Below are 19266 nucleotides of genomic sequence, written 5' to 3'. Positions count from 1 at the left end.
GCGAATTTCCAGCTTGCGGCAAGTCATTTTTCGCTATATTTTGAGAAAAATCGGATATGTTTATCTGACATTTAGTCATGTATCGGGTGTAAAGATGCCAGACAGTCAAATTGAAGTCATCCGCAACCCCGTGCAAGCGCGCAGCCAAATGCGTGTTTCTCAAATTCTTGAAGCCGCGCGGGCACTCATCGCACATCGTGGGGCCGCAGCATTAAAGATGAACCAGATTGCAGAAACCGCAGGTATTTCGATGGCCTCAATCTATCAGTATTTCCCCAACAAACGTGCCATCATAGCCGCCCTGGCGGAACAAATTCTTCAAGAGAACGCCCGCCGCAATGAAGACATCCTGACAGACAAGCCACGTTCCTTGGTTCAATTGGCCAGCACGGTCACGGAACTCCTCGATCAATATTATAGACTTCAAAAACAAGATCCTGTCGTACGCGATATCTGGGCCGGATATCATGCTGACAAAGAGCTCCGCGACATCGATGACAATGATAGTGTTCGCAATCGCGACTTCATCTTCGAAGCATCACGCCATTTGTTCCGGCCAGAGGTTCATGAGCAAGCGAAAGTCGCGCTCTTGATCCTCATCAATTTCGGCGGCGCGGCTGTCACAACTGCCGTCAGCCTTGAGGACGATCTGGGCGATTTCGCAATGGAAGAGGCCAAGACAATGCTCTACGCGGCTTGGGAGGCGACTATTCTTCCACTCGGCCGAAAACGCTGACGGTCTTAGATGTGACATCGCCAGCTGTTTCGAACCAAGCACGGCTAGAATGACCACCCGACCTTGAGGCCAAGTGCGACTGCATTGTTGTCCGAGAAGCTCACCGGCGCACCACCGATGCTCCCATTGCGATCATAAAGATCAACGTATGTGATTGATCCTGTGATCGTCGCATTTCCAGCGACATATTGGGCGCCGAGCGTCAGTGCACGGCTGTTGTCGTCGACGTCAATCGGACTGGATGCCGGAAGATTGGTCTTTCTTTCGAATTCGGCAACTGCAAACCCTGTCCAGCGATCATTCAAGACATGTGCAACACCAATCGTGTAGGTCAGGCCGTCACGGAAACCAAATTGGTCTGGTCCACCTCCGTTTCCTGGATCGAGCGTGACCTGGTCCCAATCGGTCCAACGTATTCCACCGAAGACCAGAGTATCTTCCCGCACGCCAGTTTGAAACTTCAGGTTGACCGATTGTGGGGTCTCAATCGAAGTGTTTGTCAGCCCCGGAACGCTGGCACCGTTGAAGCGCGTGTTGTGTTCAGTTTTGATTGCGGAATCATATGTGAGAGAGGCTCTTAAAGCGATCTCAGGAATCTCGTAAGCAACACCCAGCGAATATCCAAATCCCCAATCATCTGAAAACCGGATGCGTGTAGTCGGGTCCGACAAGACCCCGTCGAGCCATTGTGCGCGGAGGCCGGCATGAACGCTGACACGGTTTTCGAACTTGTAGCGCAGATAACCTGTTACGGCCAAACTCGACAAATGGGCTTCCGTGCCCGCAAAAGGTCCCACCCCATATGTCAGGTCGCGGGCAAAAGGTTGGTCGATGATCAGCGCATACGACAACTCACTTGATAGATCATTTTTGAGAGCGAGACTACCTGTGAAGAAATCGTCACCCACATCTCCAGTTGGAAATCCCGCAGCCGTTCCTGACACCGACACATCCACCGAAAAGGTGGAAATTTCGGCATAACCACCCTCCTCAAACAACGGGTCAAGCGTGCGCTCTCCCAACTCGAAACCTGCCGCAAAAGCGTTTCCGCCAAACGTAATCGTTGCCATGAAAAATGCGGTCTGTGCGATCCGTCTCATAACTTCCCTCCCCTGGACTATCGCAGGAGCGTGATCGCTATAGACATCGTTTTCAATAACATTTACTATCGTTTTATGAACCTGTAGTGTCAGACTGCCTTGTTAACCATGAGATGCCATCTGCGACACAGAGGAGGAGCCGTTTGTCGCAACCAAATGTCGGATCAACTAGGAAAACGGATCCCACCACGCGGTGGTTTTTCGACACTTTAGAAATCGCTGTCCGCGATAGACAAGCGTCTCCTTCCTCTGTTTTTGGGGCACTTGCACGAGGCGCGGTAAGGCCGGAGCGCTCATCATCTTACCCACCATGTAAGCGTGAATTTGGATCTCACTATCGCGCTGCCATCGCATATTTTCAGGACGAGTTCTTCGGATTGCCGGGAACGAGAAATGTTCCCAACGGGTCTTTTCGAGTGTTGTGCCAATGTGCGCTGTCAGGTGGATCGGTCCGTCAAGGGCTGACCCGCGCGATCCGTTTTCTCAGTATCATAAAGGGTATTGAGAGATCACCGGTGGTGCATGAGGGAGATCGGCTTATCCGTTTTCAACTTCCGCCGGACCCGAACACGTGTGATGATGTTGGATATCTTGCAAATTTTGGAATGTTGATCTGGTGTCGGTTCGCATCATGGCTGGCAAACACCGAACTGCCCATTGTCCGGCTCGAGCTTGTCGGATTGCGCGACGTGCATGCGGTTATTTCTCCTTTGGTGACGGCTGAACATATTGTGTTTGAGTCCAAGTGCGCTGCAGTCACATATCGTGTAAAAGATCTGGAACGCGTGTCGTCTCAAGCCGAAAACACAATCACGGACCTGATTGCCAACTACCCGCTGAGCCTGCTGCGTTTGCAATTAGAGCCCGGTGACACTGCTGCCGCTGTCCGCCATATTCTGGCTCGGCACGCAGGAAGTTCGCCACTGACAACAACTGCAATTTCCACAGAACTTAACACATCTGTATCGACTCTGCATCGTCGCCTCAGCAGTCAAGGCACATCTGTTCAACAAATCAAAGATGAACTGCGAACACAAAGCGCCTGTGTATTGCTTCAAGAGGCGCGATTGGATCTCATGGAGATTGCAGAAAAGTGCGGCTTCAGCGAAGTAAGCTCTTTCCATAGGTCATTTCGGCGATGGACAGGTATGACCCCTGTGCAATATCGCCAGAAAATGACCCTTGCACCCCCCGAAATTTCACCTGCCAGATATCCTCAAGTATAACAAAAAAAGGCCCGGCGGGACAGCCGGGTCAGTTCAGGGAGGTATTTCTTGGTTTAAAGAGCCAAAGCCGTGCGCATGCCCTGTTCAATGGCCCGCCGCGCATCAAGTTCAGCCGCGACGTCCGCACCGCCGATCACGTGGACCGGGCAATTTTCGATTTGATCTGCGAAAGACCGCTCGCTTCGCTGTCCCGCGCAGATGATCACATGATCGACGTCAAGTATGTGCGCTTCGCCCGCGATCGTCAGATGTAGCCCAGCGTCATCAATGCGATCATAAGAACAATCCGCCAGCATTTTCACATCACGCTTGGATAGATTTGCACGATGGATCCAGCCTGTTGTCGGACCAAGACCTGCACCTGGTTTTTTGGCCTTGCGCTGCAACAACCAAATCTCGCGTTCCGACGGCTCAAAGTCGGGCACTTGGCCTTCTATGCCGCCCCGTGCTTCGCGGGAGACATCAATCCCCCATTCACGCAGGAATGCGTCGGCGTCTTGACTTGTCGAGGGCCCAGCATGCGCGAGCAGTTCAGCGACATCAAAGCCAATGCCGCCGGCGCCGATAATCGCAACCTTCGATCCGACGTCGGCGCCGTTGATGACATCAACATAGGATAGCACCTTCGGGTGATCGATCCCTTCAATCTCCGGTGTCCGCGGTTGAACGCCCGTCGCAAAGACAATCTCATCAAAGTCAGACAGATCATCTTTGCTTGGCGCGCGGCCCAACTTAAGGACAACACCGGTTCTATCAAGACGGCCCTGAAAGTATCTGAGAGTTTCGTAGAATTCTTCTTTCCCGGGGATGCGCTTTGCGAGATTAAACTGTCCGCCGATTTCGGACGCCTTTTCAAAGAGCGTGACCTTATGTCCCCGTTCCGCAGCGGCAGTTGCGCAAGCTAATCCGGCCATACCCGCCCCAACAATTGCGATCTGTTTGGGTTTGGTCGCGAGCGGAACATCGAATTCATCTTCGTGACACGCTCTCGGATTGACCAAGCAACTGGTGACTTTCCCCCGGAATACAAAATCAAGGCATGCCTGATTGCACCCGATACACGTGTTGATATCATCGGCTTGATTATTCTGCGCCTTCCTGACGAAGTCTGCGTCTGCGAGAAACGGGCGCGCCATCGAGACCATGTCCGCATCTCCACGCCGCAGGACGTCCTCGGCCACATCTGGCGTGTTAATACGATTGGAGGTGACAATCGGAATGCTGAGATGCTTGCGGACTTGCGCAGTGACCCAGGTAAATGCGGCTCTCGGCACCGACGTGGCAATGGTGGGAATCCGCGCTTCATGCCAGCCGATGCCCGTATTGATGATCGTGGCACCTGCCCTTTCGATTGCCAGGCCGAGCTCTATGACCTCCTTTGCGGTGCTGCCGCCTTCAACCAGATCCAACATCGACAGCCGAAAAATGATGATGAATTCCGACCCGACCGCCGCGCGCATGCGTTTGATGATCTCGACTGGGAAGCGAATGCGGTTTTCGAAGGCACCGCCCCAACTGTCGGTGCGCTGATTCACACGTTCGGCAATAAACTGATTGATGAGATATCCTTCGGACCCCATTACTTCTACGCCGTCATACCCCGCCTTCTGCGCAAGCTCGGCACAGCGCACGAAATCAGAGATCTGTTTTTCAATACCGGCTTGGTCAAGTTCCTTGGGGGTAAATGGATTGATCGGCGCTTTGACCGAGGACGGCGCAACCTGGTTGGGATTGTACGCATAGCGACCTGTATGCAGAATCTGCATCGCGATGGCACCACCTTCGGCATGAACGGCATCGGTAATGAGGCGATGATGCGGGATTTCTGATTCGTCATTCAGTATTGCACCACCTTGAATGACCGCCCCTTCCGGATTGGGCCCAATCCCGCCCGTTACGATCAGCCCAACACCTCCGCGCGCGCGCTCAGCATAAAAGCGGGCCATTTTTTGAAAGCCACCATCCTGCTCCTCAAGGCCAAGATGCATAGACCCCATCAGCACACGATTCTTTAGGGTGCGAAAACCCAGATCGAGCGGCGCAAACAGGTGGGGATAAGGTTGATCGGCATTGGCATCAAACATTGAGGAAATCCTCCGCTTTGGATTCTGTGGTTGCAATCGGGCTGGGCCTAAGGAAATTTGGCCAACGCTTTGAGAGGTTGAAATTCTGCATCTTTCTTTTGGGTGCGGGCACCAAACGCAGTCATGATGTCCTCCGGCTTCCACAGCGCTGACTGCAAAAGGCAAGTGTGTGCGAGGCTCTCTTGCGTGCTGTGCGATCGGGCGTAGGTAATCGATGCTTTGCTTCCTGCAATCGCAAGTGGCGCCTTCAGCGTGATCTGCTTGGCGGCGGCCATCGCGAGGTCCAGAGCGCCAGCCGCATCCTCTGCCAGTCCGTTTACCAAACCAAAGCGATGGGCCTCTTCCGCGGGTAAGGATTTTCCGAGATAGGCCATTTCCCGTGCAATGCCTTCTGGCACAAGTCTGGGCAGTCGCTGCAACACGCCGAGATCAGCCATCATACCGATATTCGTTTCCTCGATACGGAATTTTGCATCCCGACTGGCAAACCGAAGGTCACAGGCAGCCGCAAGATCGAAGCCAGCTCCCAGGCAAGCCCCTTGCACGGCGGCGATGACGGGAAACCGCGCCTCTTCAAGCGCAGAGATGGCGATCTGCATCGTTCGAACAACCTCAACAAAGGCTTCTCGATCGTCCGGTGTCACGGTTTTTGGCGTGTCCCCCATGAACATCGAGACATCCATACCTGAGCAAAAATGCCTCCCCTCCCCCGAGATCACGAGCACACGGGTTTGACCGTCTCGATTCAGCTCGGCAATTGCGGGATGGAAGTCGCTCCAGAACGCATGAGCCATCGCATTAGACTTGTCTGCGCGTGTAAACTTAAGATGAGCAATTTGTGCAGAGTGTGATATTTCAAAAGCATCGGACATGGATGGCGCCTCCCAAAAAGATAGTATATACTATTCTTATGAAATGCCGTCTGTCAAATGAGACCGGCGACCAAACTGGTCTGACCTAACGTCACAGGATCACGAGCAATGCAAGAAGAAGACCTGAAAACCAAAAAAGAACCCTCTCAGAAGCGAGCGAACAAAACCTTTGACCTGATCCTCAGAACCGCTGCGGAACTCTTGGAGGATGAAGGTTTTGAAAAGCTGACAACCAACAAGATTTGCGCCGCAGCTGGTATGACACCGCCAGCACTCTATCGTTATTTTCCGAATAAATACGCGATTTTGTCCGAGCTGGCTCTCAGACTCATGAAGTTGCAGAATTCAGAACTTGTTCGGATTGGCTCCAAAGTGAGGGAAGAGGGCATTTCCCGTGAATTGATGATCGACGTCTTGCGCCAACAGGTAGTGGTCACGCAGGAGCATCCCGGCGGCGTCGGCATTCTCAAGACACTTTATGCCACGCCACAATTGGCTGAAATTCGTCTATCGTCACATAACGATGCGACGCAGTCGATCCTGGCTATTCTGCCCGAGCTATCCGAGCGCCTTGGCGAGCGCGCGGCCCATTTGCGCGCAAGGCTTCTGGTTGAGATTGGGAATGGCTTGATCGAGATGATCGCTGAGAACCCTGACCTCGATGCTAACGTATTGATCGCTGATACCGCTGATATCTTTCTGTTTCACCTTGAAAAATAGGACGAAGCACGACTGATGCGCCATTTTGCTTGACCGATCTATTTTGATAGTATTTACTATCCTAAATTGGAGGTGGCAAAGATGCTCGACTCACAAACCGCGCAAGGTTCTGAAATGGATCGTCTTCTCACCGGTCAACGGGCGGCCTTTTTGGCGCGCCCGGACGTTTCTGCGGAGGAACGAATTGATCGTCTAAGCCGTGCAGTGTCGCTCCTCGTCGATAAGCGTGCCGCCTTTGAGGAGGCTATTAGCCGAGATTTCGGCTACCGTTCCGCCGACCTGTCGGCTTTCGCGGACATTGGGGCCTCGGTGAATGCCCTACGGCACGCACGCAAGCACGTTAAGTCCTGGATGCGGCCCGAACGCCGCCATACTGAGTTTCCCTTGAACCTCACGGGAGCGCGGTCCTTTGTCCAGTACCAGCCCAAAGGCGTTGTTGGCATCATGGCCCCGTGGAATTTTCCGATCTCGATGGTGTTTTCGCCCCTTGCCGGTGTCTTTGCGGCCGGCAATCGCGCCCTTGCCAAGCCGTCCGAGTTTACCCCCCGCACCTCTGACTTGATGCAGGACGCAGTCGCTAAGGCATTTAAGCCGGACGAATTTGCCATCATCACAGGCGAAGCCGACGTTGGCGCAGCATTCTCCGGCTTACCGTTCGATCATATCATCTTCACCGGCTCGACTGCTGTCGGGCGGCATGTGATGCGCGCAGCCGCCGACAATCTCGTACCAGTGACGCTGGAGTTAGGGGGGAAGTCGCCAGTGGTTGTGGCACCTGACGCCGACATCAAGACTGCTGCGACGCGGATACTTCATGGTAAGATTTTTAATGCTGGCCAGATTTGCATTGCCCCGGACTATGTTCTTTTGCCCAAGGGCAAAGAGGATGAATTCGCCGACGCCGCTGCCAATGCGACCCGGGACATGTTCCCAGAGGGCCTTGGTAAATCAGGGCACTACACCGCGCTTTTGGGTGAACGCCATCACAAACGCATCATTGCCATGATGGGCGACGCTGACAAAAAAGGCGCAGAGGTTTTGCCTCTTGGAACCGCATCGGGTGGTGGGACAACGCATCAACATATGATTGCCCCGACGCTCATCTTGGGCGCGACGAGTGATATGGAGGTCATGCAGTCAGAGATCTTCGGACCGTTGCTTCCGATCGTGAATTACGACACCCTAGATGGCGCACTTGCCTACGTGAACGAACGTGATCGGCCGCTTGCGCTATATTTCTTCGGCAAGAACCGGGCCGAGCGGAAGAAGGTACTCGCGCAGACGACATCGGGCGGCGTGACGATCAACGACACGATCATGCATATCGCTCAGGATGACCTTCCATTTGGCGGGGTCGGTTCGTCCGGGATGGGTCATTATCATGGTAAGGATGGTTTCAAAACATTCAGCCATCAGAAGGGTGTCTTTCAACAATCACCTTTCGATGTCCTCAAGATGGTGCGGCCACCATACGGAAAACTGTTTCGCGCTTTCGTCAATAGCAAGATCAAGAAGTAACCCATTACCGAGAACGGCTTGGGCGGCGGGCGCCTAAGCAGGATGTCGGTCCTTCAGCTACCCTCGGAACAAGGACGAGCGTCATGGTCGATCACAAATTTAGCAACCCAAACCGAGCAACGGTTCTTGATCAATTGATGGGGTTTGGTGCGCGTTGTGTCTGCCGTCTGCCCGAACCGCTCATAAAGCGATTGGCCGGGCCTGCGATTTCCATCGACGGCCAAAAACTCGATCCGCTTATTCAGCTGACGCTGAGATGGTTTGCTGACCCACCTGGTAAAGTGCCCGAACTTCATACCCTTCGCCGCACCTTCGATATTCAGGCAACCTGGCTTTCAAAACCGCTTGACCCGTCAATTGGCATCCGGACCATTCAAATCGATGGCCCACATGGGGCGATCAACTGCGAGGTTCATCAGCGCGTTGGTCAAACAAGTCCTGCGCCTGCTTTCCTTTTCTTTCATGGTGGCGGCCATTCGGGCGGGTCCTTGATGTCGCACCGCCCCGTCGCTCACAGGCTTGCGAAGGAGCTTTGTTGCACGGTGTTTGCCATTGATTACCGCCTTGCCCCGGAAAACCCGTTCCCTGTCGGTATCGAAGACTGTCTGGCCGCCTATGACCATATTGCGGACCACGCACAGACCTTTGGCATCGATCCACGGCGTATCATCATCGGGGGCGACAGCGCCGGTGCAAATGTTACAGCGGTTCTTGCGCAACAACGGCGCGATGCACCTATTCCGCCAGCCTTGCAGGTGCTTTGGGTTCCCTGGATGGAAATGCGGACCGATACGCGTTCCTACGAGCTCTTTGATGTCGGCTATTTTCTCGAAAAACCGACGATGGACTGGTACATCGACAACTACGTCAAATCAGCCCAAGACGCCGAAAACCCCAAAGCTTCGCCTCTTTTGGGTACCACCGAAGGGTTGTGCCCGGCGGTGGTCCTGATCGCAGGGTTTGATCCTCTTAGAGACGAAGGACTTGCCTATGCCCAAAAGCTGCAGGACGCAGGCGTTACGACCCATGTGAGGGTTTTCGACGATCTCGTCCATCCGATGGTGAACTTAGTCCCATTTGTCCCGGCTGCCACGCGCGCTTGGGACGAAACAATGACGCTGATCAAGGCATCGCTCAGCGGCGAGCATGTGGCATGCCAATGATCGAAACCAAACCAAAACCACTCAAGCGCGGCAATGCCGACACGACGAAAAGCAGTCGAATTGATGCCCACTTTGAAGTCGAAATGCAAAATGAATGCGAGAACCGTCCAGGACGGCACCCTTATTTCGAAATGGTGCGCCAGGCCTTGAAGTCCGAGGGTGTTACCCAACCCACAATAGTTGTTGATCTTGATCTGTTTGATCGCAACCTTGATCGCCTTCTGTCGATGCTTCCGGCGGACATGGCATTTCGCCTTGTGGTGAAATCCCTTCCGATACCCGATCTCATCCAGCGCGCATTAGAACGCGCAAACACGAAACGCGTCATGACGTTCAACCTGCCAATGCTGCAAACGCTGGCATCGACAATGCCTCAACTCGACCATCTTTTGGGCAAGCCCTTTCCTGTTGCCGCAGCGAAGGCCTTCCTCACCCAGGGTGGAGACGCCGCCCAGGTGCATTGGCTGATCGATACGCCCGAACGCCTCGCGCAATACGGTCAACTCGCGCAAGACACAAAGACCGTTCTGAACATCTGCCTTGAACTTGACATCGGATTGCATCGCGGTGGTTTTGCCCGCAAGGACGCTCTTGTTGCGGCGCTCGACCAAATTGCGGACTGTCCGCAGCTCAACCTGACTGGCGTGATGGGGTATGATGCCCATGTCGGCAAGGCCCCAACGGCTTTTGGCCTTCAGCGCAGCGCGGAAGCCAAGACCAAAAAGCGGTTTGAAGCTGCGCTTGATATCATTCGCGCTGTTTTGGGCAATGACGTATCTGAACGGATCATCAGGAATGGGGCAGGCAGCCCCACCCTGCCCTTCTACAAGGACGCAGACATCGTAAATGATATCTCTGCGGGCTCCGTATTGGTGAAGCCGACGGATTTTGATCTGCCCCACCTCAGTCATTTTGCGCCGGCTGCCTTTATCGCTACACCAGCGCTCAAGGTGCTGGACGGTGTGCAAATGCCGGTGCTCGAATGGCTTGATCCAATACGGAACTTGTTCGCACGCCAAAAGCGCAAGTCGGTCTTTATTCACGGCGGATACTGGAAGGCGGTCCCTGTGGACCCCGCCGGTTTGAAACACGCCTCCTTGATTGGTCGATCTTCGAACCAGGAACTTCTTGTGGGCCCCTCAGACATGACCCTCAAGCCAGATGATTTTGTGCTCTTCAGGCCGACACAGAGTGAGGCGGTCATGCTCCAGTTTGGACCGATCGCAACCATCAAGGATCACAAATTTGCAGGTTGGATGGACCCGCTGCCCATGAGCGCGTGATGTCATCCGAATTGAAAAACGGGAGGAATTTTCAATGAACGCACATACACACCCATCAATCACGAACGCATCTACCGAAGTCGCAAGTTGCGCATCACTTTATGAGCTGTTTCTACGTGCTGTACAGAAGTGGCCAGACCAGACCGCGTTTAGCTGTATGGGCGTAAGCTTTAGCTATCGTGAGACCGACAATGCTGCCCGCGCCTTTTGCGGTTTTCTGCAATCGCGGGGATTGAAGCCGGGGGACCGCATCGCGGTCCAATTGCCGAATGTTCTCCAGTATCCTGTCGCAATGCTGGGTGCATTGCAGGCCGGCCTAACCATTGTGAACCTCAACCCGCTTTATACAAAGACGGAGCTTGTCCACATCCTGAGAGACAGCAAACCCAAAGCGCTCGTGACGCTCGCCAATGTCGCTCATGTGGCGGCCGAGGCGCTGAGGGAGGAACCAATCGACACGGTCGTTGTGACAGAGCTCGCAGATCTTCACCCGCCCGCAAAGAGAGTTCTGATCAACGCGGTCGTGCGTCACGTCAAAAAGATGGTGCCAGACTATCAGATCGACAGCGCCATTTCCTTCCGCGCCGCCATGGCGATCGGGCACCGCAATCTGGCGATAGTCCATCCCGGGGCACCCGATGATACCCTGTTGCTTCAATATACGGGTGGGACGACGGGTCTGCCAAAGGCTGCAATCCTCACCAATGCCAATCTTATGGCCAACATCACACAAACCCTGGAACATCTGGACGGGTGTATCAACGAGGGGTCCGAGTGCTGGATCGCTCCTTTGCCACTTTATCACATCCTGGCATTCTTTGTGCACAATGGCTTGTTGACAGCCCTGGGTGGTCAAAGCGTCCTGATCCCCAATCCGCGTGACATTCCCGGATTCGTAAAGACGCTGAAAACCACGCGATTTTCCGGGATGGTCTGCATCAATACGCTCATGGTGGCCTTGATGAACGACAAGGGTTTTCGGGACCTCAATTTCGATGCGTTATCTCTCACGATCACAGGCGGGGCCGCAATGACGCAAGATGTGGCGGATCGTTGGCGTCAGACCACGGGATGCACAGCGACTGAGGGCTACGGTTTGTCCGAAACATCGCCCTTGGTGGCGGCGAACTTGCCAGGCCAGGAAGTGATCGGGTCCATTGGCAAACCGATCCCCGGAACAGAGATAAGCCTGCGTGATGAGGATGACGCGGTCGCTGCGCCGGGCGAAGCGGGCGAGCTCTGGGTTCGGGGTCCACAGGTGATGCAAGGGTATTGGAACAAACCTGAAATCACGGCAGAGACGCTGACTTCGGATGGGTGGTTGCGTACAGGCGATATCGCGACACAAGACGAAAACGGCATTCTGAGGATCGTTGACAGAAAAAAGGATATCGTGATCGTGTCAGGGTTCAACGTCTATCCTGCTGAGGTGGAAAACGCTGCAGCCTTGATGCCTGAAATCGCCGAATGCGCGGCGGTGGGCATCCCTCACGAGAAAACCGGTGAGTCGGTCTGTCTCTACGTTGTATTGCAGACATCAAACGTCTCCGCAGAGCAAATCCAGGCACATTGCCGAACCCACCTCACGCCTTACAAGGTTCCGAGCGAAATTCGGATTGTTCCCGACCTGCCGAAGTCAAACATCGGAAAGGTCTTGCGCAAAGAGTTGAGAGGCATGTCCGCGCATGTCTCTCAGGGCAACTGATCGCCGAGGCTGGTTTCGAATACATCGGATGCCAGCCTCGCCCATTGCGCATAAATCTCAGGGCCGGGATGAAAGCCGTCACGTGCCATCTTGGTCGTATCAAGCGTGAAATCAATCGGAATATAGTGTGTGTTCGCGCGCGTCGATACAATTTGACGAAGATGCACATCGAACAGTTCGGCCCGATCCCCCAGAACGGTGCGGAGCGGTCGCGGAAGGATCGGGAAATGCCGAACAGGTGGTAGACCTGAGGCACAGATCTGCGGCGCATCAAACTTGTCCGAAATCTCATCCAACAATTTGCGGTAACCGGTCTGCCACTTTCTGAGTGAGACGCCGTTCTTGCTGTCGTTCACACCCAAAGCAATCAGCACGAAGTCAATCTTCCGCGGGGGTATGGAGCGCAGGATTTTGGTTGTACTCCGCACGGTGCCACCTGACTTTGCGACGATATCCCACCTCACAGTGAAACGCTTTGCCAGTTCTGCGGCCAGTCGCCCGCCCAGTGCGTCGCGTTGATGTTCCACGCCGACACCAGCCGCCGAACTGTCACCAAGTGTCATCACGCTCAAGGCTGGCCCGGTTCCAGATGCGCCGGTCCGTTCTCCAGACGCTTCGGGTAGCCGTGCCGCACGGGCGGCCACCCATGCTGCTTGTGGCACGATGATGAATCCAAGCGCGCAGGTTTTCAAAAGCATGAAACCAGAATACCAAAAATTGCGTATCATTGTCCGATCATGGATCGCGTCGCCAAGGCCACTACAACGCCCAGATAGTTTCCTAGGGCATACCCAAGCACAGCAATGGCCATACCTGGGATAAGGAGGTCACGATTTTTCAGCGCGCCAGCGATCACCGGAATGAAGGGTACCGACATAATCGAGGCACCCGACGCGATAAGATAGGTGTCGCGATCAATATCGAAGAGACGACATAGGACGATCTGGAGGATCATTGCACCAATCAAGATTGCTGCGAAGTAACCTCCGAGCGCCCAATCCATATCGGTAAAAATGGACGTATCGAGCATCGTTGCTGTTGTCAGGCAAAACACCAAGATAAGATACATCCCCAGATGGAAGCTCGTCGAAACGCGATGCAGCGGCCCGATGAAGGACCCAACAATACCCAGACTGGTGAGGCCAAGGATGATGAACAGGGATTCATAAGCCCGCGGCGCAAAACCGGCCAAAGCGACGGCAATGCCAACCGCAACCCCGGAGGCAATAAGGACCAACAACGTACCGGCAATATTTTTGCGATTGATCAGGCGATTGTAACCTGCGGCACTTTCATCGGATAGATGCTCGAACTCTTTGGATGTATCGGAACCGCCGACGGCGACTGGCGCATATGGTCTTAGCACCAAACCGGCCAGACGTTGGCCGACGCTGAGAATAACCAGCATGTAGATTGCCGAAAAAACAAGATCATAGGTTATCATCTTGAGGAAAATGTCTTCACTACCGTCTATTGCCGCCTTTACCGCGCTCAAATTCACCCCGCTGCCAGTATAGGCACCGACCGCCATGCCCGAAACTTGCCAGACCTCCGACACGCTGCCGGCAAAGACAAGCGCGCCCAGAAAACTGGCAACGCAGACGGACACCATTGCAAATCCCATGGCCAGCAGGGCGCCCTTGGATCGCCGCAGTGCCATCAACACATTTGTCGAAAAGATGATCAATGGCAGGCCAAGCGCCACGCTGACTTCTGACAGAGTTCCTTGAATGTCTCGGACCTCCGCAAGCTTGTCGCCAGCAAAGATCGCAATCAGAAATCCCAAACCAAAGGTGAGCATGACGACACCGAGGCGGTCTAATGCAGGAATCCTTTGTGCAAGAAAGATGAGTGCGGCTGGCAGCGTCAGCATGAGGATGGCGAAAAACATGGTGTGCCCCACTGTTCGTGAATTTGTCGAAAGAGCAGGCCCCCTGCCCTGGCCGGAACGCGTTGTGCGCAAGTGAACCTGTGTCAGATCCTCAGGAGGTCTGGTCTTCGAAAAGCGCTGAAAGATGGGGGTTTAGCATCCGCCCGGTTGGATCAAGCTCTTGCCTGAGCGCAATGAAGTCATCAAACCGAGGGTAAAGCGCTTTGAGGTCAGTCGCGGTGAGCGAGTGCAATTTGCCCCAATGAGGACGGCCACCATATTTTTGAAAGACAGGTTCGATGTCCTTGAAGAAATGCGCGTAGCTTTCCGTATGGGCGGCGTGGACAGCGATCGAAACACGTGGCCCACCGTTGAATGGACTAAGCCACGCGTCGTCTTCCGCGATCTTGCGGACTTCCATCGGATAGAAATTGTTGGGGTTGCTGTCGAGGATCACAGCAATCTCCCGCGCCGCTTTGATCCCGTCCTCGGCGGGCAGGTGATATTCCATTTCATTGAATTTGAACGGCCGTGAGGATGTCAGCATCCGCCAGTATTGGTCGCCCACATCTTCCATTTCACCTTGTGGGAAGAGCGCATTCACAGTCTGCCGGCGGAGCCAGGGGAACCAACCCAAATGGTTGCGAATGCCTTCCAACGCATCGAGCAACTCGTTGCTGTCTTCGGTCTCAGTCAGACCGTAGGGTTCGCCTTGATACTCGTCATGAACAACCTCCAAGCCCAACGGTGATGATGGTCCGTAGAAAAACTCGTAGTGCCTATGTGCGCTGAACTTTTCCTCGGCGCCGTCAAAAATGTCCGCCATCGGTCGGATATAGAGTTTTCGGTTGAGATTGTAGTTTTCCCGGAGCTGGAGCGTGTATTGGGTAATGATCCCCAACGCACCAAGAGATACTTTGGCCGCAGCAAAGAGGTCGGGGTCATTTGTGGCGGTCAGGTCGCGCACGTCGCCGGAAGGTGTGACAAGACGCATCCCGATCACATGGTCATGGATCGCCGGAAGGTTTGCGCCGGTCCCATGCGTTGCCGTCGAAAAGGATCCAGCAAAGGTTTGCACATCAATGTCGGGCAGATTGTGCAGTCCAAGCCCCTTTTCTGCGAGTAAGCCCGCGCCTCGGCGCAGTCGCGTTCCTGCCCATATGCGTGCGGTCATTTGCTCCGGATCTGTCTCAACGAGTCCTGCAAACTTGGCCAGGTCGACGATCTTTCCATTTGTTGGCACCAATCCCGTGAAGGAATGACCGGTTCCGACTGGCCGGATCTTGCCGCCACCATTGGCGAGCAGGTCCGCCAATTCGGCCTCATTCTCCGGCACTGTGATCGCTTCCGGCGTGGCGCTTTCAACGCCTGACCAATTGTGCCATTTGGCTGGATCATTAAGCCTCTGCGCCGACTCTTGATACTCCGTGCGTTCACGATCATGCGTAGACCATCTCACATACGGTACACCGGGGATCGCAGCCGCGACACCAACGGCAGCGCTCGTCTTCAAAACAGTACGCCGTGACATACGCATCAGAGTTCCTCCCCGATCATGAATTCGATAAGGTCAACGATCTGACCCTCTGAGCAGTCATTGCACAGACCCATACCGGGCATGTTTTCGTAACCTTCTATGGCGGATACGGTCAGTGCCCGCAGTCCACCGCGCTCTTCAGCGCGGGCGCGCCAATCTGCTGCATGGCCTGTCAGCGGCGCCCCGCCCCCGTCCAACGCATGACACGCGCGGCAGGATCGGTCATAGACCGCCGCCAGCTCAGCATCAGAGGGCGTTGCAGTCTCTGCAAATGCTATCTGGTCCAGAGTGGGCGGTGCTGGAGCGGAAGCTGCGTTCTCTTGCAGCGCGTTCCACGCAACTGATCCAACGACAAGGGCAGCAGCGGCGCCAATTCCGAACAAATATGAAGTTTTCATGATGCCCTCCAGATAAGATAGTAAATACTATCACTAAGCATCAACCACTTGTCAACAACCCTGTCGCAGATTCCTCAATGACGGCTGTACAACCTATCAAAAATGTCCAATGAACAGATCATAAACAGTTGTTTTTATGAGTTATTTCCCAAAAAGTAGAAAAATAGCTTGTCTGACGTCAGCACCAATGGGACAGTCTAGGTCGATTTGATAAGAGAGGGTTTCTGGCACATCGTAACCACCAAGGAGTGGAGATGAGACAGAAACCCGGAACACGTAAGAGCCACGGTGAGAAGGTTGTTAAGGACATCCGCCGTGCGACGCGCAAACAGTATTCTGCCGAAGAGAAGATCAGGATCGTGCTGGACGGCCTGAAGGGCGAAGACAGCATCGCGGAGCTGTGCCGCCGCGAGGGCATTGCTCAGAGCCTGTACTATAGCTGGTCAAAAGAGTTCCTAGAGGCTGGCAAGAAGCGCCTGGCAGGCGACACGGCCCGTGCTGCGACTTCGACCGAAGTCAAAGACCTTCGTCGGGAATCCCGCGATTTGAAAGAGGTCGTCGCTGAACAGGCCTTGGAACTTCGACTGCTCAAAAAAAGCATGATCGCAGATGGGGAGGACGACGAATGAGATACCCCGCATCCGAAAAGCTGGAGATCATCCGTCTTGTCGAAGGCTCGCACCTGCCAACGAAGCGCACGCTGGATAAGCTCGGCATTCCCAGAACCACTTTCTACCGCTGGTACGACCGCTATCTGGTCGGCGGTCCCGAAGCACTTGAGGATTGCAGCCCGAGGCCATCCCGCGTCTGGAACCGTATTCCCGAACCGGTGCGCGAGAAGATCAAAGATTTGGCTTTGAAGGAAAGCGAGCTGTCGCCGCGCGAGTTGGCCGTTCAGTTCACTGACACGGAAAAGTATTTTGTATCAGAGGCTTCCGTCTATCGCATTCTCAAGTCTTATGACCTGATCACCAGTCCGGCCTATGTCGTTCTGTCCGCCGCTGATGAGTTCAAGGACAAGACCACGCGTCCTAACGAGCTCTGGCAGACGGACTTTACATACCTCAAGGTCATCGGCTGGGGCTGGTTCTATCTCTCAACAATCCTCGACGATTACAGCCGATACATTATCGCCTGGAAGCTCTGCACGACGATGAAGACCGAAGATGTGACCGACACCCTCGACTTGGCGTTGCAGGCATCGGGGTGTGATCAGGCAACGGTGCTACACAAGCCGCGCCTGCTCTCGGATAACGGGTCGAGCTACATCTCTGGTGACCTGGCTGATTGGCTTGAAGATCAGAAGATGGAACATGTTCGAGGTGCGCCATATCACCCGCAGACCCAGGGCAAGATCGAACGTTGGCACCAGATCCTGAAGAACAGCATCCTGCTCGAAAACTACTACCTGCCCGGCGATCTCAGACAGAGGATCGGTGCCTTTGTCGATCATTATAACCACCGGCGCTACCACGAGAGCCTGCAGAACCTCACGCCTGCCGATGTCTACTTCGGACGTGGCCAGACCATTCTGAAACAACGAGAAAGGATCAAACGAAAGACAATCGAAAACCGGCGCTTGCTTCACCGCAAATCTGCCGCATAATCAAAACAAACAGATGCGCCAGATCCTCTCTTAGCTCCGGCAAACTTCTGTTCCAAAATCACTGACGACGGACAGTATCGTGCGTTGACGGAAGGAAGTCCGACATATGGACCTGCCATCGCAGCAATGATCGCAAAGGGCGGTATCGTCCCAAAAGAGTTTTTCCCGATCATCTCCGGCGCCTCCATCAAACAGAAGAAGAAGACTGGAAGCGACGCGGTGCTGGCGCGGCTTAAGGGGATCGGGTTTGTCGACGAGCTTGATCTTGGTGGCAGTCCAGCAATCGCTTTTCATCATCATTTGTAAAACTTCAGACTTGATCTGACGGACATCTCAGCTTGCGACGCTGAGAACGGGTTGCGCACTGTCCGATTGGTCGTGCGTTTTGATCGTCTTCTCGACAGCGATGTGTAGCGTTTCGCGGAAGGTCTGCATAGGTGTTTTGCCATAGCAGTGACGTCCCGAATGTGGCCGCTGTTCGTTGTACTTTGCCAGCCACGCATCCAGATCGGCCTGCAACTCTTCGACTGACCGATACAGTTTCTTGCGGAATGCGATGTCGTAGAACTCATCCTTGATGGTGCGATGGAACCGCTCGCAGATGCCGTTTGTTTGCGGAGAATTGGCCTTGGTTCGGGTGTGGTCCACGTCCTCGACGGCCAGATAAAGCTGGTAGGCGTGGTTCTCGACCTTGCCACAGTATTCCGTGCCCCGGTCTGTCAGGACGCGCAGCAGGCTGATCTCATGCTCTGCAAAGAACGGGATCACGCGGTCGTTCAGCAAGTCGGCCGCGGTGATTGCCGTCTTTTCAGTGTAGAGCTTGCAGATCGCCACGCGGGCATAGGTATCGACAAAGGTCTGTTGATAAATGCGTCCGACGCCCTTCATTGTGCCCACATAATAGGTGTCCTGGCTGCCCAGATAGCCAGGGTGGTGGCTCTCGATCTCGCCATGGGCTTCTTTCTTGGCCTTGGCTTTTTCCAGCGCGGCCAACTGATCCTCGGTGAGCAAGATACCCTCTTGGGCGGCACGGGCCTCCAGGGCCTTGAGGCGCTTTTTCATGGTTTCCAGATCATTACGCAGCCAGATCGACCGGACGCCCGACGATGACACCATGATGCCTTTCTGCTGCAGCTCCCACGACGCCCGTTTCTGACCCAGAGCCGGGTTGTCGATGGCCAGTTCGATGACCGCCTTCTCGACATGTTCTGGCACGCGGTTTTTCATCACCGGCTTGCGGCGGCTGAGATCCATCAGGGCTTCTTCGCCACCCTGATCGTAAAGTTCTCTGAACCGGTAAAAGCTGTCCCGCGAATAACCCATCACTTTGCAGGCCTGCGACACGCTTCCGAGCTGTTTGGCCAGTTCCAACAGCCCCAGCTTCGGCTTGATGATCTTCTCTTGAATACTTGTCATTGATCGACACTCCTTGATTGCGCTCCAGAAGA

At 54.4% G+C, this 19266-nt stretch carries 17 protein-coding genes; 9 read left to right on the top strand and 8 right to left on the bottom strand.

All coding sequences use genetic code 11. The annotated features are described in order from the left end of the window. Positions 1–13: 13 nt before the first annotated feature. A complete protein-coding gene (locus AABB31_RS01095; protein WP_373634720.1) occupies positions 14–736 on the top strand; it encodes a TetR/AcrR family transcriptional regulator in 723 nt (240 codons plus the stop codon). A gap of 44 nt (positions 737–780) precedes the next feature. Here AABB31_RS01095 and AABB31_RS01090 read toward each other — a convergent pair whose 3' ends face one another. Further along, positions 781–1836: a hypothetical protein gene (locus AABB31_RS01090; RefSeq protein WP_342074994.1), complete on the bottom strand. Its 1056-nt coding sequence runs from the start codon at positions 1834–1836 to the stop codon at positions 781–783. A gap of 143 nt (positions 1837–1979) precedes the next feature. On the opposite strand from AABB31_RS01090, the gene AABB31_RS01085 reads away from it, so the two are divergent. Then, positions 1980–3062 carry a helix-turn-helix domain-containing protein gene (locus AABB31_RS01085; RefSeq protein WP_373634719.1) on the top strand — a complete coding sequence of 361 codons (1083 nt, stop codon included), beginning with the start codon at positions 1980–1982 and terminating at the stop codon, positions 3060–3062. 53 nt (positions 3063–3115) lie between these two features. Here AABB31_RS01085 and AABB31_RS01080 read toward each other — a convergent pair whose 3' ends face one another. Then, positions 3116–5146: an NADPH-dependent 2,4-dienoyl-CoA reductase gene (locus AABB31_RS01080; protein ID WP_342074996.1), complete on the bottom strand. Its 2031-nt coding sequence runs from the start codon at positions 5144–5146 to the stop codon at positions 3116–3118. Between the two features lie 47 nt (positions 5147–5193). Further along, positions 5194–6018, bottom strand: a complete 825-nt coding sequence (locus AABB31_RS01075; RefSeq protein ID WP_342074997.1) for an enoyl-CoA hydratase-related protein — start codon at positions 6016–6018, stop codon at positions 5194–5196. Positions 6019–6126: 108 nt separating this feature from the next. On the opposite strand from AABB31_RS01075, the gene AABB31_RS01070 reads away from it, so the two are divergent. The 5 genes from AABB31_RS01070 to AABB31_RS01050 all read left to right on the top strand — a co-directional run bounded on the left by AABB31_RS01070 (position 6127) and on the right by AABB31_RS01050 (position 12407). After that, positions 6127–6738, top strand: a complete 612-nt coding sequence (locus tag AABB31_RS01070) for a helix-turn-helix domain-containing protein (protein WP_342074998.1) — start codon at positions 6127–6129, stop codon at positions 6736–6738. Positions 6739–6819: 81 nt separating this feature from the next. Further along, positions 6820–8256, top strand: a complete 1437-nt coding sequence (locus tag AABB31_RS01065) for a coniferyl aldehyde dehydrogenase (protein ID WP_373634718.1) — start codon at positions 6820–6822, stop codon at positions 8254–8256. Between the two features lie 83 nt (positions 8257–8339). Further along, positions 8340–9419, top strand: coding sequence for an alpha/beta hydrolase (locus tag AABB31_RS01060; RefSeq protein ID WP_342074999.1), 1080 nt, complete (start codon positions 8340–8342; stop codon positions 9417–9419). Further along, a complete protein-coding gene (locus AABB31_RS01055) occupies positions 9416–10702 on the top strand; it encodes an alanine racemase (protein ID WP_342075000.1) in 1287 nt (428 codons plus the stop codon). Before AABB31_RS01060 ends, AABB31_RS01055 begins: the two co-directional genes overlap by 4 nt. 34 nt (positions 10703–10736) lie before the next feature. Further along, positions 10737–12407 (top strand): AMP-binding protein, encoded by a 1671-nt coding sequence (locus tag AABB31_RS01050; protein WP_342075001.1) that lies wholly within the window; start codon positions 10737–10739, stop codon positions 12405–12407. Here the strand turns inward: AABB31_RS01050 and AABB31_RS01045 are convergent. The 4 genes from AABB31_RS01045 to AABB31_RS01030 all read right to left on the bottom strand — a co-directional run bounded on the left by AABB31_RS01045 (position 12395) and on the right by AABB31_RS01030 (position 16212). Next, positions 12395–13135 (bottom strand): SGNH/GDSL hydrolase family protein, encoded by a 741-nt coding sequence (locus tag AABB31_RS01045; protein ID WP_342075002.1) that lies wholly within the window; start codon positions 13133–13135, stop codon positions 12395–12397. The genes AABB31_RS01050 and AABB31_RS01045 overlap by 13 nt on opposite strands. Further along, positions 13132–14298, bottom strand: coding sequence for a DUF819 family protein (locus AABB31_RS01040; protein WP_342075003.1), 1167 nt, complete (start codon positions 14296–14298; stop codon positions 13132–13134). Before AABB31_RS01040 ends, AABB31_RS01045 begins: the two co-directional genes overlap by 4 nt. 91 nt (positions 14299–14389) lie before the next feature. Next, the gene (locus tag AABB31_RS01035) at positions 14390–15808 is read right to left on the bottom strand and encodes a D-arabinono-1,4-lactone oxidase (RefSeq protein WP_373634768.1); all 1419 of its coding nucleotides are present in this window, start codon (positions 15806–15808) and stop codon (positions 14390–14392) included. Between the two features lie 5 nt (positions 15809–15813). After that, a complete protein-coding gene (locus tag AABB31_RS01030) occupies positions 15814–16212 on the bottom strand; it encodes a c-type cytochrome (protein WP_342075005.1) in 399 nt (132 codons plus the stop codon). Between the two features lie 254 nt (positions 16213–16466). On the opposite strand from AABB31_RS01030, the gene AABB31_RS01025 reads away from it, so the two are divergent. Together AABB31_RS01025 and AABB31_RS01020 are read left to right on the top strand one after the other, a co-directional pair. Continuing rightward, a protein-coding gene (locus tag AABB31_RS01025; protein WP_342075006.1) for an IS3 family transposase occupies positions 16467–17818 on the top strand; the annotation gives its coding sequence in 2 pieces (ribosomal slippage) (positions 16467–16803 and positions 16803–17818; 1353 coding nt in all). Between the two features lie 126 nt (positions 17819–17944). Beyond that, entirely contained in the window at positions 17945–18124 is a 180-nt protein-coding gene (locus AABB31_RS01020) for a hypothetical protein (RefSeq protein ID WP_342075007.1), read from the top strand. 27 nt (positions 18125–18151) lie between these two features. On the opposite strand, the gene AABB31_RS01015 is transcribed toward AABB31_RS01020, so the two are convergent. Continuing rightward, a complete protein-coding gene (locus AABB31_RS01015; protein ID WP_342074941.1) occupies positions 18152–19234 on the bottom strand; it encodes an IS481 family transposase in 1083 nt (360 codons plus the stop codon). Between the last annotated feature and the right edge of the window lie 32 nt (positions 19235–19266).

The organism is Yoonia sp. SS1-5, from assembly GCF_038443705.2.
GTDB lineage: Bacteria > Pseudomonadota > Alphaproteobacteria > Rhodobacterales > Rhodobacteraceae > Yoonia > Yoonia rhodophyticola.
Note: the sequence above shows the minus strand (reverse complement) of the source record. Positions and strands in the feature narration are given on the sequence as shown.